Annotated in this window: 14 protein-coding genes; 4 read left to right on the top strand and 10 right to left on the bottom strand. The window is 69.5% G+C overall.

Annotated elements, in window-relative coordinates; genetic code table 11:
• Nucleotides 1-109: 109 nt before the first annotated feature.
• Complete coding sequence (locus tag IT306_08270; protein ID MCC7368403.1) at nt 110-1,855, bottom strand: hypothetical protein; 1,746 nt, start codon at nt 1,853-1,855, stop codon at nt 110-112.
• A gap of 316 nt (nt 1,856-2,171) precedes the next feature.
• Between IT306_08270 and IT306_08265 the strand changes: the two genes are divergently transcribed.
• Complete coding sequence (locus IT306_08265) at nt 2,172-2,507, top strand: hypothetical protein (protein ID MCC7368402.1); 336 nt, start codon at nt 2,172-2,174, stop codon at nt 2,505-2,507.
• Nucleotides 2,508-2,777: 270 nt separating this feature from the next.
• On the opposite strand, the gene IT306_08260 is transcribed toward IT306_08265, so the two are convergent.
• From IT306_08260 to IT306_08230, 7 genes are all read right to left on the bottom strand, one after another.
• A complete protein-coding gene (locus IT306_08260) occupies nt 2,778-3,395 on the bottom strand; it encodes a cysteine hydrolase (protein MCC7368401.1) in 618 nt (205 codons plus the stop codon).
• Nucleotides 3,396-3,539: 144 nt separating this feature from the next.
• Nucleotides 3,540-4,241, bottom strand: a complete 702-nt coding sequence (locus tag IT306_08255; GenBank protein MCC7368400.1) for a CoA-transferase — start codon at nt 4,239-4,241, stop codon at nt 3,540-3,542.
• A gap of 35 nt (nt 4,242-4,276) precedes the next feature.
• Nucleotides 4,277-5,095, bottom strand: coding sequence for a CoA transferase subunit A (locus IT306_08250; GenBank protein MCC7368399.1), 819 nt, complete (start codon nt 5,093-5,095; stop codon nt 4,277-4,279).
• Nucleotides 5,096-5,173: 78 nt separating this feature from the next.
• Nucleotides 5,174-6,205 (bottom strand): LLM class flavin-dependent oxidoreductase, encoded by a 1,032-nt coding sequence (locus IT306_08245; GenBank protein MCC7368398.1) that lies wholly within the window; start codon nt 6,203-6,205, stop codon nt 5,174-5,176.
• 13 nt (nt 6,206-6,218) lie between these two features.
• Nucleotides 6,219-7,055 carry an ABC transporter permease gene (locus IT306_08240; protein MCC7368397.1) on the bottom strand — a complete coding sequence of 279 codons (837 nt, stop codon included), beginning with the start codon at nt 7,053-7,055 and terminating at the stop codon, nt 6,219-6,221.
• Nucleotides 7,056-7,068: 13 nt separating this feature from the next.
• Entirely contained in the window at nt 7,069-8,031 is a 963-nt protein-coding gene (locus tag IT306_08235) for an ABC transporter permease (protein MCC7368396.1), read from the bottom strand.
• 8 nt (nt 8,032-8,039) lie between these two features.
• Nucleotides 8,040-9,674: a peptide ABC transporter substrate-binding protein gene (locus tag IT306_08230; protein ID MCC7368395.1), complete on the bottom strand. Its 1,635-nt coding sequence runs from the start codon at nt 9,672-9,674 to the stop codon at nt 8,040-8,042.
• Nucleotides 9,675-10,046: 372 nt separating this feature from the next.
• On the opposite strand from IT306_08230, the gene IT306_08225 reads away from it, so the two are divergent.
• Genes IT306_08225 through IT306_08215 form a run of 3 tightly spaced genes read left to right on the top strand, consistent with a single transcriptional unit; the run spans nt 10,047 to nt 12,565 of the window.
• Complete coding sequence (locus tag IT306_08225; GenBank protein ID MCC7368394.1) at nt 10,047-11,573, top strand: YifB family Mg chelatase-like AAA ATPase; 1,527 nt, start codon at nt 10,047-10,049, stop codon at nt 11,571-11,573.
• 41 nt (nt 11,574-11,614) lie between these two features.
• A complete protein-coding gene (locus tag IT306_08220) occupies nt 11,615-12,196 on the top strand; it encodes a Uma2 family endonuclease (protein ID MCC7368393.1) in 582 nt (193 codons plus the stop codon).
• 51 nt (nt 12,197-12,247) lie between these two features.
• On the top strand, nt 12,248-12,565 hold the full coding sequence (locus IT306_08215; GenBank protein MCC7368392.1) for an L-rhamnose mutarotase: 318 nt from the start codon (nt 12,248-12,250) through the stop codon (nt 12,563-12,565).
• A 52-nt stretch (nt 12,566-12,617) separates the two neighbouring features.
• Here IT306_08215 and IT306_08210 read toward each other — a convergent pair whose 3' ends face one another.
• Both IT306_08210 and IT306_08205 read right to left on the bottom strand, forming a co-directional pair.
• On the bottom strand, nt 12,618-12,914 hold the full coding sequence (locus tag IT306_08210) for a hypothetical protein (protein ID MCC7368391.1): 297 nt from the start codon (nt 12,912-12,914) through the stop codon (nt 12,618-12,620).
• A gap of 71 nt (nt 12,915-12,985) precedes the next feature.
• Nucleotides 12,986-14,812 (bottom strand): carboxypeptidase regulatory-like domain-containing protein, encoded by a 1,827-nt coding sequence (locus IT306_08205; GenBank protein MCC7368390.1) that lies wholly within the window; start codon nt 14,810-14,812, stop codon nt 12,986-12,988.
• Nucleotides 14,813-15,094 lie beyond the last annotated feature (282 nt).

The following is a 15,094-nucleotide window of genomic DNA, read 5'->3' as shown; positions in this document are numbered from 1 at the left end:
AACCCGCTGGTTCACACACCCGGACGGGCCAGGGGTGAAACGCGAACCCGGTCGGCAGGCGCGCGGCCCGCCGACCGAGTCAGCAGCATGAACGTTCGATGGTCAGCGCCTAGCGGTTGAAGCTGAAGACTTCCTTGCGGAGCTCCATCGTCTGGTTCGGGTTGGACCGCCAGTTGATGTAGCTTGCGACGCCGTGACTCTCGACGGGCACAATGACCGGGAGCCACGGATAGTAGATGTCCATGATCTCCTGCATCCGCTTGTACGCCGCGTCGCGCGCCTTCGCATCGAGTGAGAAGCGAGCCTCCTGGCCCAGCTTGTCCCACTCGGCCTCGCGCCAGTAGTCCATCGGGCCGCCCGGGCTGAGCAGCCGGTACATCATGCCGTCGGGATCCTGGAGCGTGGATGTCGGGTCACTCCACCAGAGCCCCTTGAAGGACTTCTCGCGGTTCTTCTGGGCGCGAACGGAGCCCTCGATGATCTCGATCTTCGCGTTGACGCCGGCCTTCTTCCACATCTCGACGATGGCTTCGGACATCTGACGGTCGTTGCCGATGACGGTGCTGCTCTCAAGGACGATCTCCTCGCCCTTGTAGCCGGCTTCGGCCAGCAACGCCTTCGCCTTATCGGCGTTGAACTCGAACGGCTTGCGGCCAGGGTCGTAGCCCGTGGCATCGCCCGGCGCGACGAACCCGTTCGGAACCGCGCCCTGGCCCTTCCACAGCGCCTTCACGATGCCCTCGCGATCGATTGCCAGGGACAGGGCCTGCTTCACCTTTGGGTTGTCGAGCGGCGGCGCCTTCGAGTTGACGCCGAGGACGTACAGGCCCGCGTAGAATGCGCCCTCGGCGCGCGCCTTCTCATTGCTCTTGAGCTGGTCAACCTGGTCAGGGATCAGCTTGAGGGCCATGTCAGCCTGGCCCGAGAGCAGGGCGGCCATACGCGGCTGGTTCTCAGGAATCGGCTTGAGCACGACCCGCTCGAAGTCCGGAGCGCCGCCCCAGTACTCCTTGTTGGCCTCCAGCACGAGGCGGTCGTCCTTCACCCACTCCTTGAACTTGACGACGCCACTGCCGATGGGCTTGACGTTGAACTCGTCAGGGCCGACCTTCTCGAAGTACGCCTTCGGGATGATCTGGCCGCCATAGAACGCGAGCCGGGCCGGCAACAGCGCATCGGGCTGCTTGGTGGTGAAGACGACGGTCTGCGGATCGGGAGCATCGACCTTCTCGACGGTCCCGAATACCGTATTCACCAGCGTCTTGGCGTTCGGATCGTAGGTCCGCTCGATGGAGAACTTGACGTCGGCGGAGGTGAGTGGCGACCCATCGTGGAACTTCACGTTCGGCCGCAGCTTGAACTCCCAGGTCTTGTCGCCCGTGGACTTCCACTCGGTGGCAAGGCGCGGGATCAGCTTGAGGTCAGGGTCGCGCGCGGTGAGCGTGTCGTACAGGTTGAACGTGATGATGATGTCCTGAAACGACGTGCTCATGTGCGGGTCGAGCTTGGAGATGTCCGAAGGCGAGGCGATCACCAGCTCCTGCTTGTTGGCCGGGGCCTTGGCCGTCGCCATGCCAGAGGCCTGCACCTTGGCGGCCGGCGCGACAGCCGCGGCAGCGGGTGCAGCCGCCGCGGCAGCCGGTGAGGCAGCAGCGCCAGCCGGAGACGCCGCGGCAGCCGGTGAGGCAGCGGCGGCCGCTGGCGAGGCGGCGGGAGCAGTTGTCGCGGCCGGCGCGGCGGGCTTCGTCTCGGCAGGCTTGGCCGGGGCGGCCGGCTGGCTACACGCGGCAAGCACTATCGAGAAGGCGGCAAACAGCGCGACCAGTACATAGCCGCGCGACGCACGTCTAGACATCGAGGCACCTCGAAACTACAGATCTGCACGAAAGAGGTGAACGAGTCGAGCCGGTGCCGAGTCGCCGGACGACAGCCTATCCCGCGCATCGTCGAGCCGGATGCGGCATTCTGACACACGCCCCCCTCACTGTCAACGATCTTGAAACAGGTGTACGACGCTGCGCCGTTGGCAAAAACGCTTCAGCACCTGCGCGCGGTCTCAACGCTGCACGGTGCTGCGAGCCGCAAACGGCACGCGCCTTGCGCTTCGAAGATGCCGTAGCGACCGATCTCAGAGCCGCGCAGCCAGACCGGTGCGCGGCGGGAGGGCACCGATGAAGCGACGCAATGTGCAGATGGCGTTCGTTGGCGAGGGCGTCAGCGCCGAGAACACGGCAGCCGAGCAGCTTGTCGAGGGCGACGAAGCCGTTGACATCGATGTGCGCGGCGGCAAGCTGATGGTCGTCGTGCCGGCCGGCACGCCCGACAACCAGATCTTCGACGACGCCCGGACGCTGGGCGGCGAGCTGGAGCTGGAGAACGGGCTGCGCTTCAGCTTCACGCTGGAGGAGGCGGCCATCGGAGCGCAGTTCGCGGCCACGCGCAAGAAGGAGCGCGAGGACACGCACGAGGGGCTCAGCTCGCTGCCGGACGTGCCGAGCGGGACGTGAGCGTGGGGCGTGGGGCGTGGGGCGTGGGGCGTGGGGCGTGGGGCGTGGGGCGTGGGGCGTGGGGCGTGGGGCGTGGGGCGTGGGGCGTGGGGCGTGGGAATGATGAGGTGAAATCATGCGAGTTCCAGTTGTCATCCTGAGCGCAGCGAAGGACGACAGGGAAGTCCGGTAAAGCCGCCACCGGTCACGCAGGTGAAACTGTCCGACCATGAACCCGTGGGAGGGGGGCGTGAGGTGCGGCTGAACTGCCGCGGGAGTGACGAGCGCCTGCTATGCGAACCTTCCGGCCCGCAGCGACTCCAGGTCCAGGTCCATCGAGGCAGTCGTGTCGGCGCCCAGCACGCTCCGCATCTGCTTCAAGGCGTAGCGGTTATCCTCGGGGTCGATGGACGCGGTGCAGTCTGACGGCACATACAGGTGGTAGTCCCGCATGAATGCGTCGTTCGCCGTGAACAGCACACACGAGTTGCCGGCGACGCCCGTCACGATCAGCGCCGAGGCTCTCAGGTAGGCCAGCAGCGTGTCGAGCGTCGTCGAGTAGAACCCCGAGTGCTTCGGTTTGAGCACGAAGTAGTCGTCCTCCTCGGGGGCCAGCAGCTCCGCGACCGGCCGCCCGAGCACGTCGGCTCCAAGGACATGCTCGACCACCGCGGATCGGTCGGACTGCCAGCGGCCGAAGTTGTCGTTGACGTAGACAGCCGGGATGCCGAGCGCCCTGGTCCGAGCCCGCAATGCGCGTATCGCCCGGGCAACCGGCAGGATCTGCTCAGCCAGGCGGTCGCCGCCCGGGAACTCCAGGTCGTTGATCATGTCGACGATGAGCAGTGCGACAGGCGACGCGTCCGGGACGTTTCCATGGAGATCCTGGTTCTTGGCCGGGTGAGGCATGACAGCTCCGAATCAGTCGAGCTTCGGCCCGGCGCGCAGCCCGACCATCCGGCCCCAGTGCATGACGCACGCCAGCACCGTCGCCGGATCATCGTCGGGCACGGCGGACCGGCGTCATCCACGGCAAGCGGGACGCCCAGGACGCTACCGTCCGGCAAACTCCGCCGCCACGCGGCCGGCCGGATCGATCTCCCGCAGCGCGGCCAGCTCGTCAGGCGTGGGCGGCGGCGTGCTCGGCCAGGCAGCGGCGTCGGTCAGCGGGAAACCTGTCGCAGCCCTGACCGCGTCGGCAGTGCTGAACGGGTGAACGCTCTCGACGGTCAACAGGCCATCGATCCGCTGGAATACGCAGAGCGGCGTCACGACCCGGTCGACGTTCCCGGCTGCCGTTACGAACGGCAGCTCGGCCACGAAGGTGCGGGTGTCGTGGCGAGTCCGCCAGAGCACCGTGCGGCGGGCGGTCGGCATCAGCGCGGCCGAGCCGGCCCCACCCGGCAGCCGCACCTTCGGATGGCGCGGATCGCCGATGGCGCTCAGGTTGATGCGACCCTGCCCGTCGATCTGGACACCGCCGAGGAACGCCGTATCCAGCCGTCCACGCGCGGACAGGTCGAACACGTCCGCCAGGGTGATCCGGGCCACCGCGCCGCTGAGCAGCAGCGGATCGACCGTCGACAGCGGCAGGGACGCCGGGCGCGGATCGACACCGCCCGGAATGGTCAGGATGGTCAGGCTCGGCGCATGCAGCCGCTTCGCCAGCAGCGCGGCCACCATCGGCAGCGGCGAGGCCACCCCGAAAAAGACCGTCTCGTCGTCGCGGAGCAGTCGCGCCAGGGCCACGGCCATCTGCACGGCGACGGTGCGCTCGTCCACGCCTCCGCTCATGCGGGCGTCGCCTCAGCCAGCAATCTCGCCTCGACGAACGCCCGAAGGCCGGCCGGGTCGCCCGCGTGGGCCAGCAGCTCGCCGATGAACGCCTCATCGTAGTCGTAGAGGCCCGCGCACGAGGTCGGCCACGCGCCGCGCGGCGCTTCCACCACCGTATCCACCAGGAATCCGGGGATCGCGGTGTGGGCCGGATCGGCGGCCAGCTCATCCCGCGTGACGACGCGCTCGGCGGTGACGATGACGCGCCGGGCGGCTCGCGCCATCAGCACGTCTTCGAATTGCGATCCGAGGATCCGGCAATCTCCACTCGCATCTGCTGCCTGGACGTGAATCAGGGCGACGTCGGGCACGATGGCAGGGACGACCAGCACATCCTCGCCCGCATACGGATCTCGCACGGACTTGAACCCACGTAGCTCGACGAGGTCCGACCCTTGCAAGCCGTTGAGCGGCATGAACGGAACGCCCTGGCTCGCCGCCCGCAGCCCGGCGATGATCGTGTAGCAGGCGTGCTCGCGGGCCTCGACAGTCCCACCCTCGACAGCGCGGCGGTAGAGCGGGGCCAGCCCGAACACCGTCTCATACCCCACGAACCCGGCCGAGACAGCGGTGGCACACCCCAGGCCGCACAGCAGATCCACGTCATACGCCCCGGCCGTCTTGACGAGGTGCAGGCCGCGCTTGTGCTGCCGAATCAGCTCGTGGACGGCGGCGGCCGGCGCGCGGTGCAGCGTGTTGCCGCCGAGCGCCAGCGTGCTGCCGTCAGGGATCGAGGCGACGGCCTCGGCGAGCGTGCGTCGCTTGTCGGACATCGGCCGCCTCCTTTGGAGGGCCGCCGGTGCCCGCACATGCCGGCGCACCCTCAGCAGGATTGTGCCTCGGAGCCACCCTCAACCGCCCACGTGGACCGCCCGCACGCCCTCGGTAGGCACGATCTCGCGGCAGGCAGCGAGGGCCTCCCGCCCGAACAGCTCGAGCTGCTCCAGCGTGTCTAGCATCCCCAGGCCGCCAAGCGCATTGATCGTGAGCCGCAGGTGGCCCGTCCCGATCTCGCGGGCAATCGCCTGGATCTGCTCGACGCACTGGTCGGGCGTGCCGACGACCGCCTGCCGGGCGACCAGGTTGGCGCGCGCCCTCGCCACGGCCTCCCGATCCGTCACGTCAACTGGCTGGGAGCGACGCCGACGCAGGATCGGGAGCAGCGCGCGGTCGAGCCGCTCGAACGCCTCCTCCTCCGTACGTCCGATGAAGAGGTAGCGCGCCAGCGACGACCGTCCCAGCTCCACCAGCGGCTGGCCGGGTCCGACAACCTCCTGCCAGCGCTGGAGCTGTCGATCCTCCGGCGGCTCCAGGCTGAACAGGTGCGGCAGCCCCCGCTCGACGGCGAACTGGATCGTCTCGTGGCTCGCGCCGGCAATGTAGAGGGGCGGATGCGGCTGCTGCGTGGGTGGCGGACCGACCTCCGTCTCGCCAAACTGCCAGGGGCCATCCGCCGAAGCCACGCGGCCGTGTGTCCAGGCCCGCACCAGCAGCTCGTAGGCCGCCACGAAGCGCTCGTGCTTGCTGGCAGGATCGACGCCGATGGCCCGCAGCGCCGCGTCGTCGTTGCCGCGCCCGATGCCCACGTCGAGCCGGCCGTTACCCTGTCGGTCGAGCTGCGCCAGCGCTTCGGCCAGCAGCAGCGGATGATGCTGCGGCAGCAGCACGACCCCAGTGCCCACCCGCAGCCGCTCGGTGACGGCGAAGGTGGCCGCCGCCAGCAGCAGCGGCGACGGGTACGGCAACCCAGACCGTCGAAAGTGGTACTCGGCAAGCCAGACCGAGTCGAAGCCCAGGGTGTCGGCGCGCTGGAAGAGGCGCAGCAGCCCCTGGTGGTCGTCGCCGGCCGCCTCGCGCTGCCAGCCGCTCAATCCAATGTGCATCGTGGAGACTCCATCAACGACGCAGCGTGGTCGGATCGTTGGCGTCGCGCAGGGCGTCGCCCAGCAGCGTCGCGGCCACCGACACGGTCAAAATGGCCAGTCCGGGGTAGATCGCCAGGGCCGGCACGTCCCACACCCGCGACTGCGCGGCGGCGAGCATGTTGCCCCAGCTTGGCGTCGGCGGCGCGATGCCGAACCCCAGGTAGCTCAGGCTCGCTTCGGCTACGATCCGCCCGCGCACCCCGACGGCGGCTGCCACCAGCAGCGGCCCCGCCGTCGCCGGTCCGACGTGGCGACTGGCGATCCGCAGGCGGCTCGCGCCCAGCGCCCGCGCCGCCTCGACGTGCGGCAGGTGCAGGCAGCCCAGCGCTCCGAGGTACGCCAGCCGGGCGAACGCCGGCCACTCGAACGCGGTCATCACCGCGACGACGGCCCAGTAGCTCGGCCCCACGATGGTGAGCAGGACGAGGTAGAGGGGCAGGCGTGGGATCGCCAGCAGGCCATCGACGAGACGCATCAGCGGATCGCCGAGAGGCCGTGGCAGCGCAGCGGCAACGTAGCCGTAGAGCGCGCCGAACGTCGGCGCGAGGGCCGTCACCAGCAGGGCAATCGAGAGCGAGATCCGCCCGCCCCAGATCATCCGGGCCAGCACGTCCCGGCCCAGCTCGTCGGTGCCAAGGAGATGATCGAGCGATGGCCGGCGCAGCGTGGACGCCAGCGAGCCGGCCTCGGGGCCGGCCGGCACGAGGACCGGCGCGAGCAGACAGACCAGCGCGAGGCCGGCCAGCACCAGCAGCGACGGCCGCCCGGTCCGGTGCGCCAGCACACGGCGGGGCCACGTCGTCACCATCGGGGCGGAGACATCAGGCCCGCAGGCGCGGGTTCACCAGCGCCACGGCGACTTCGGCCAGCAGGCTCGCGCCGATCACCGCCACCGCCAGCAGCAGCGCGATACCCTGCACCAGCGGCCAGTCGAACGCGCGCAGCGCGGTCAGCAGGAGACGGCCCAGACCGGGATAGCTGAAGACCGCTTCCGTCACCGTGGCCCCGGCGATCAGCGACGGCGCTTCCAGCGAGAGCAGCCCGATCAGCGGCGGCAGGGCGTTCGGCAGGACGTGGCGGAGCAGCACGGCCCATTCGGACAGCCCCTTGGCGCGGGCGGTCCGCAGATGGTCGCGCCCCAGCTCGTCCAGCAGGGCGGCGCGCACGTAGCGCCCCCAGGCCGCGATCTCGACGCTCGCGAGCGTCAGCACCGGCAGCACCAGATAGCCGAGACGGTCTGGAAGGTCGCCTCGGCCAATCGTCTGCGCGCCGCCAGCCGGCAGCCACGCCAGCTCGACGGCGAACACGATCAGCACCAGCATCCCCACCCAGAAGGTCGGGGCGCCGCCAACCACCAGCGAGGCCAACCCCAGACCCGTGTCCACCGCCGAGCCGGGCCGCAGCGCCGAGACCAGCCCGAGCGCGCCGCCCACGACTACGGCAAGCAATAGCGCCGTCGCCGTCAGCGCGAGTGTGTGCAGCAGTCCGTCCAGCAGCAGCGGTCCGACCGCCCGGCCGGGCGCCACGACCCAGGACGTGCCAAAATCCCCGGCCACCAGACCGGCCAGCCAGCTCGCGTACCGTTCGAGCGGGGGACGGTCCAGGCCCAGCAACGCCTCAGCACGCTGGGCTGCCGCCGGATCCGCGCCAACGCCCTCCCCGATCAGGTTGCGGAACGGCCCGCCGGGGATCGCGTGGAGCAGCCCGAAGAGGGCCAGGGTCACCAGCACCAGCGTCACCGTTGCCTGCGCGAGCCGGCCGAGGATCGTGCGCGCCCGGAGCACCTAGCGGCTCACGAGGAGGCGGTCCACTCGGCGGCGTTCCAGGTGTCCGCGACGCGCACCGAATTCGTGGGCCGGTAGTTCAGGACATCCGACCGGACCAGGTGAATCAGGTCGTGCGAGAAAAGCGGCAGCGCGGGCAGGTCTTCCATGAACAGCCGCTGATGCTCGCGGTAGGCGGCGATCCGCTCGTCTTCGGAGGTGGTGCTGCGCGCCTTCGCCAGCAGGTCGTCGGCCTGGGCGTTGCGCCAGCCGAAGTAGTTCTCGCCGGTCATCCCGTTCGCCTCCGACGGGATCTGGCTTGAGTGCCACAGGGTGTAGCCTCCGGCTGCGTCCATCGGGCTGACCTGCCACACCACCGCGTCGAACTCACGGCGGCTCACGACGCCCGCCCCCTTCTTGCCGAAGACCAGATCGGTGGGCCGGAGCGTGATGGCCGCCTCCACGCCGATCGCCTTCCAGTCACGGGCAATCGCCTGCATGTACAGCTCCCGCTGTCGGTCCTCGGTGCGGCCCCAGAACGCGATCTCGAAGCGCTGCCCGTCCTTCTGAAGTACGCCGTCTGCCCCTGGGGACCAGCCGGCCTCGGCCAGCAGCGCCCGGGCAGCGGCGACGCCGCCAGACGGCGCGGTCAGATCGGCGGCGTAGCCAGGGCTTGCCGCCGTCATCCAGCTGTTGAGGACGCCGACGCGCCCGTGCAGGATCGCCTGATTCATGCCCTGGCGGTCGAGCGCCATCAACAGCGCGCGACGCACCCGCACATCGCGAAGCACCGGGCGGTCGAGGTTCAGCCCGACGATCAGCGTGCTGGTGCTCGGCCGCACGATGACCTTGTGCCGGCCGTCCGCCGCGAACTTCTCCAGCTCCGGCAGCAGATCTGCGCCGGTGTAGCCGAACATCGTGACCTGCTGCTGCCCTGCGCGCGCCTGCGCGAACATGGCGTTGCTGTCCGCCGCGACCTTCATCACCAGGGTCGGCGTTTGCGGCGGACCGGCCCAGTAACGCGGGTTCGCCTCGAAGAGCAGGTACTCGTTCGGGCGCGCCTCCTTCAACCGATACGGGCCAGCGTGGACCGGCTTCTGAGCGTGCTCGCTCTTGAGGAGCTGCGCCGGCGCGGCGCCACTCCACAGATGCTTCGGGTACGGCTCCCCGACGCGCGCGTAGTCGGGATCGAACGCCCCCGCCTTGAACACAAACTCAGCAGTCAGCGAATCTGGCGTCCGAACCTCGTCGACCTTGCCGACCAGCGAGCGGTCGATCAGCGGGAAGTCGGGGTTGCGCTGCAGCTCGAAGGCGAACGCGATATCGGCCGAGGTCAATGGGGCGCCGTCCTGCCAGACCAGTCCATCGCGCAGCCGATAGGTCACCCGGAGCCGCCGGCCAGGCCCCTCACCGTCGAAGCGCGCGCCGCCGTTGGCCAGGGTCGGCACCTCACGTGCGAGACGTGGCACGAGCGCGCCATCGGCATCGGGCATGACCAGCCAGTCGCCGACAAGCGCGTCAACCTTGCTGAGATTGCTCCAGCCGTTCGGGACGCCCCACAGCAGGCTCGGCGGCAGCGAAAGCTGGGTGGCGGTGATGATGCCAGCGCGCTTGCCGCCCGCCGGCGCGGCCTGCTGCGTGGCGGCCCGAGCCGCCGGTTGCATCGTCGATATCGTAGCCGTCGCAGGAGTTGACTGGCCCACCGCCGGCTGACGTGCAGCCGGCGACTGCGACGGTTGCGGGCCACAGCCGACAGCCATGCCGACGCCAGCGCCGGCCACCAGGATCAACCAGCGCCGCCGCCGCAGGCGCACCGAACCATGCACACGCCACCCCCACCCCGTCTCCACACTCCCACCGGGAGTGCAAGTGTACTGACGGTGCATTTGCATGTCAACTCGCACGCGGGAGCCGCGTACTCGCGGGCGTCTCAGCCCCTGGGGCGGCGGCAGCACCGACGGCGCGCGGGCGCACCGTAACGGCGGGGCACACGCCGTACCTCCACTGGCAGACACCACCCGTCGCGGAGGGGAATCGTGCTTGCCAAAGTCTGGACCTGTGCCATCGTCGGGCTAGAAGGGGAGCTTGTGCAGGTGGAGGTAGACATCGCCAGACAGGGCCTGGCGAACTTCACCATCGTCGGATTGGGCGACACCGCCGTGCAGGAGGCCCGCGAGCGCGTCCGCGCGGCCGTCCGCAACAGCGGTCTGACGTTCCCGCCGCGCCGCATCACCGTCAACCTCGCGCCGGCCGAGCTGCGGAAATCCGGGCCGTCCTACGACCTGCCGATAGCCATCGGCGTGCTGCTCGCGTCGGAGCAGGTCACCGTAGACGCATCGTCGGTGGTGTTCCTGGGCGAGCTGTCGCTGGACGGCACACTGCGCCACCTCCAGGGTGTCCTGCCGATGGTCGGGCTGGCGCGCGAACGAGGGATCCGCACGGCGTTCGTGCCGGCCGTGGATGCCGACGAGGCCGCCCTGGTGGACGGCATCGAGGTGATCCCCGTCTCGACGCTGGGCCAGCTGGTCGCGCATCTGCGCGGCGAGGCCACCCTGACAGCCGTGCAGGGCGGCGCTCCCGACGACAAGCCTGATGATTCAGAGCCGCGGGTCGATCTGGCGCACATCAAGGGGCAGGAGCATGCTCGCCGTGCGCTGGAGGTCGCGGCGGCCGGCGGACACAACATCCTGCTGGGAGGGCCGCCCGGAACCGGCAAGACGCTGCTGGCGCGCTCGCTCCCGTCGATTCTCCCGCGTATGACCTTCGAGGAAGCGCTGGAGGTCACCCGCATCTACTCCGTAGCCGGCCGCCTTCACGAGCACGGCTCACTGGTCAGACGACGACCGTTCCGCGCCCCGCACCACACGATCAGCCCGGCCGGGCTGGTTGGTGGCGGCGCAGGCTGGGCCAAGCCCGGCGAGCTTTCGTTGGCCCATCGGGGCGTCCTTTTCCTGGACGAGATGCCGGAGCTGTCCCAGACCGTCCTCGAAGTGATGCGCCAGCCGCTCGAAGACGGCGTGGTCTCCATCGGCCGTTCGCGCGGGACCGTTGTGTTCCCAGCCCGGTTCATGCTCGTCGGCGCGATGAATCCGTGTCCTTGCGGCTACGCTGGGGACATGACGCGCACCTGCACCTGTCAGCACCAGGCGGTCGAGCGGTACCAGAAGCGATTGTCCGGCCCGCTGCTGGACCGCATCGATCTGCACGTCGACGTGCCGCGCGTGGAGTACGAGAAGCTGGCCGCCGACACCACCGCCGAGTCGTCGGCAACCGTCAGGGCACGCGTCGAAGCGGCACGGGCGCGCCAGTGGCAGCGCTTCGCCGGCCTCCGCGTGGCCGCCAACGCCGAGATGGGCATCCGCGAGCTCAAGCTGCACTGCGGGCTTGACGCGGCTGGCGAGGCGCTGCTCAAAGCCGCCGTCCAGCGCCTGGGCCTCTCGGCGCGGGCGTATCACCGCGTCCTGAAGGTCGCCCGGACCGTGGCCGACCTTGCCGATCAGGAGCGCATCGGCCCGGCGCACCTTGCCGAAGCGATCCAGTACCAGCGGCGTTCCGAGCGCTGACGGCGAGAGAGGAGCAGTACAATGCCAGTGGAGGTAAGGCCGTGATCGTGTCGGTTCCGCGTCGGCTGTTCACGGTGGACGAGTACTACCGTATGGCAGCGGCCGGCGTCTTCCAGCCCGGAGAGCGCGTCGAGTTGCTCGACGGCGAGATCGTCCCGATGAACCCGATCGGCTCGCCGCACGCCTGGTGCGTCACCCGACCTACCGAGATCTTTGCGCCGCTGGTTGGCCGGGTGCGGCTGAGGGTGCAGCACCCGATCAGGCTGCATGATCGGTGTGAACCCGAGCCAGATCTGGCGCTGGTGCGCCGGAGTGCGCCGCAGGATCGGCATCCGAGCGCCGCGGACACGCTCCTGATCGTGGAGGCGGCCGACAACTCCCTGCGAAAAGATCGCGGGCGCAAGCGTGCCATCTATGCGCGCGCTCGCATCCCCGAGTCCTGGATCGTCGATCTGAGCGGAGAACGCGTCGAGATCTACCGGCAGCCCACCGCGCGAGGCTACCGCTTGACCAGCCTCGCGCGGCGTGGGGAGATCGTCAGCCCGCTCTGCACGCCCGACCTGGACATGGACGTCTCGGCTATCCTGGGCGACGCAGCCCCGGCCGGTCCGACGGCGGACTGACCGGCAAACGTCTCACCGTCACCAGGCTGACCGGCCCTCTGGAGTGTGCTCATGCAGCGGATCGGCTTCATCATCAAACTCAAGCCCGGCGCGGACCCCGCCGAGTACAGGCGCAGGCATGACGAGATCTGGCCCGAGATGGTCGCAGCCCTCAGCGGGGCCGGCATTCGCAACTACAGCATCTTTCGGGACGGCTCGCGCCTGTTCGCCTACCTTGAGGTCGAGGATCTCGCCGCCATGCAGCGCACGCTGGCCTCGGACCCGGTGAACGCCCGCTGGCAGGCCTACATGAGGGACATGATCGAGATCGACACCGATCCCGAGACCGGCTTCGCGATCCTGCTGCCCGAGATGTTCCACATGGACTGACCGCCGAGCGCGGCCGGCTCGGCCGACGACCGGCGTCCAGGTTGTAGACACTCTACCCGCCCTGCTCCTCGGCCTCGACGCGGCGCAAGGCTTCCAGCCACAGCTCTTTCGGGGCCAGCCTGACGGCATCGACCAGCCCGACCTGCTCCAGCATCGCGGCCAGCATCCCGATGCGCTCGCGCCTCGACCAGAACAGCTTGCCGTCGATCAGCTCCATCTTCTCCGGCAGGAGATCTCCCAGCTCGTGGAAGACGCTCACCGTCCAGCGCGCCCCTTCGAGCCCAATCGGGCGCGGATACGGACGCGGGGCGTCCCAATCCTCTCCGTCGTTCAACAGATCGTCGGCCATCACCATCGCTCCCTGTCGTGTCAGGTTGTCTGCGGAGCGGCAAGCCGTCGCGCCAACCGCGTTCCGAGCCGTCAAGGCGTCTGCTGCATCCGGATATCGTCGAAGGCGCTCACGTTCCAGGGGTTCGCGGCATCCTGATCGAACGCCAGGAACACCGTCACCCGGTCTGACTCGGCTTGCACGGCCAGCGTGATCCGCTGCCAGGCGCTGTGCGTCTCGACCGGTTCCGACCAGATGATGGTTGCCGCCCGCGGATCGGCACCACCCCAGGGATCGACGCCCACTCGGTTGGCGATGGGGGCCGCCCCGTCGCGTCGGGTCAGCGTCGCCGCCTCCACTGTCACCAGTGTACCGGGCGTCGTGCTCACCGTCTGGTACAGCCCGCCATCCTTCGCGCCGCAGTTCACGGCGGTCCCGACGAAGCGCGCACCGGCTGCCGCCTCGATCCCGAAAAACCATGGGCCGGCCTGCGTTCCGTCAACGTCGCCCCAGGCCGTCCAGCCGGAGAGATCGTCGTCGTCAAAGCCCGGGTTGCGCAACGTGGGGCTTGGCTCTGCGGGCAGGCGGATGGCCAGCGGCGTCTGCGTTCCGGCCGCCACCGGCACCCTGGTCATGGTCTCCGGAACGAAGCCGGTCCGTGAGGCGCGGAGGGTGTACTCGCCGGGCCGTGCCAACAGGACGAACGATCCATCGGGCAGCGACGTGGCGAGGTAGCCGCCCGGCTCCGCCACCATGTCTACGCCGCCGACTGGCCGCCCGCGATCGTCCTGCACCGAGCCGGTCACCATCCCCATCCCGAGCAGGAGCCGCCCATACTGCAGGCGCGGCTGCGTGGGCAGGCCGTGCGGCCCGGTCAGGCTGCTCGGATGGACCCAGTCGAACGAGCGCCAGGAGCCGTACCAGCCTGAGAGCTGAAACGGCGTCACGGCCTGCACCTCGGGCCAGCGCGCCCAGTGGGCGAACGCCTCGGCCATGTAGTCGGCCCGCAGCGCATCGCCGATCGGCGGGTACTCGCCGTAGTGGCGGTCGCCAAGCTCGTAGCCGGTCTCGGTCAACACGACCCGCAGCTGGTCACTCTTCACGCCGTGTCGTGCCAGCGTCTCCAACTCCAACTGGTACGCATCGATGGCGTATCGGCTGTTCGGCAAGGCCGTTCCGTCGTGGAGGTTGTTGGCAGGCGGCTGGTTTCGTGGGTACGGATGCGAGGCCCAGGCGTCGAAGCTCTGCGCGAAGGCCGGCTCTGCCGTCAGCGCCGCCGCGATGAATTCGAGATTGTCCAGGCTCCCCTCGGGCGCGAGCGCGGCGTTGAGGACGCGGATGCGCGGATCGCCAAGCGCGCGGATGGCTGCCGCCACATCCACCTGGAAGCGCGCGTACGCTGCCGGATCGACAACCCCGCCCCACATCTCACTGAGGTTCGGCTCGTTGGCAAGCTGGACCGTCAGCGTACGGTCGTCGCGGCGCGGGAGGCCAGCCACGAACCGCGCATAGCCGGCCGCCTCGCGCGTGTACCGGCCACCGTCGCTGTCCGGAGTCGGCGCTCGCCACCCGACATACCCGGTCGCGTTGCACCCGTCGCGGTTGACGTACTGCCCTTGCAGCACCAGGATCGGGTTCAGCCCCCGGGCGTACGCGCCTTCGACGTAGGCCAGCGCGTCAGCACTCGGGCCGGTGGTCTCGGCGCCGATCCCGAGAAACGGCTGCGTCACGTGGCCGCCCACGCCGGCCAGACCGCTCGCCCAGGTCAACTGATCGTCGATGGCCTGGCGGCTGGCCGCGAGGGTGTGGATGCCGCGCACATTGCGCGCGCCTTGCCGCGGCGGCGTCAGTTGGGCCGACGCGCTCCCCGTACCTGAGACCAGCAGCAACACCACCAGCACGAGCATCACAGCGCGCATCGAAACAGTCACTGGACGCCAACCATCCTCCCCGAGCACTATTGATCGTACCGGACAGTCGGCCCGCGCACCTCGCGTTCTGCGATCCGCCCCGCTGGCCCGGTCCAGGCCGACACAGGGCAATCGCATGTTCACTGGTGTACCCGATGCATCATGGAACGGGCGGTCGGGGACTGAAGTCCCCGCCTACAGTCACGCCGTCGCTGCGCGACGGACACCGGGCACGGACAGGGACTGGTGAGACTACAGCGTCGCGCAGCGACTGCAGGATCGTAGGCGGGG

This window comes from Chloroflexota bacterium (assembly GCA_020850535.1).
Classification (GTDB): domain Bacteria; phylum Chloroflexota; class UBA6077; order UBA6077; family JACCZL01; genus JADZEM01.
This window is presented reverse-complemented; position numbering and strand designations above follow the sequence as displayed.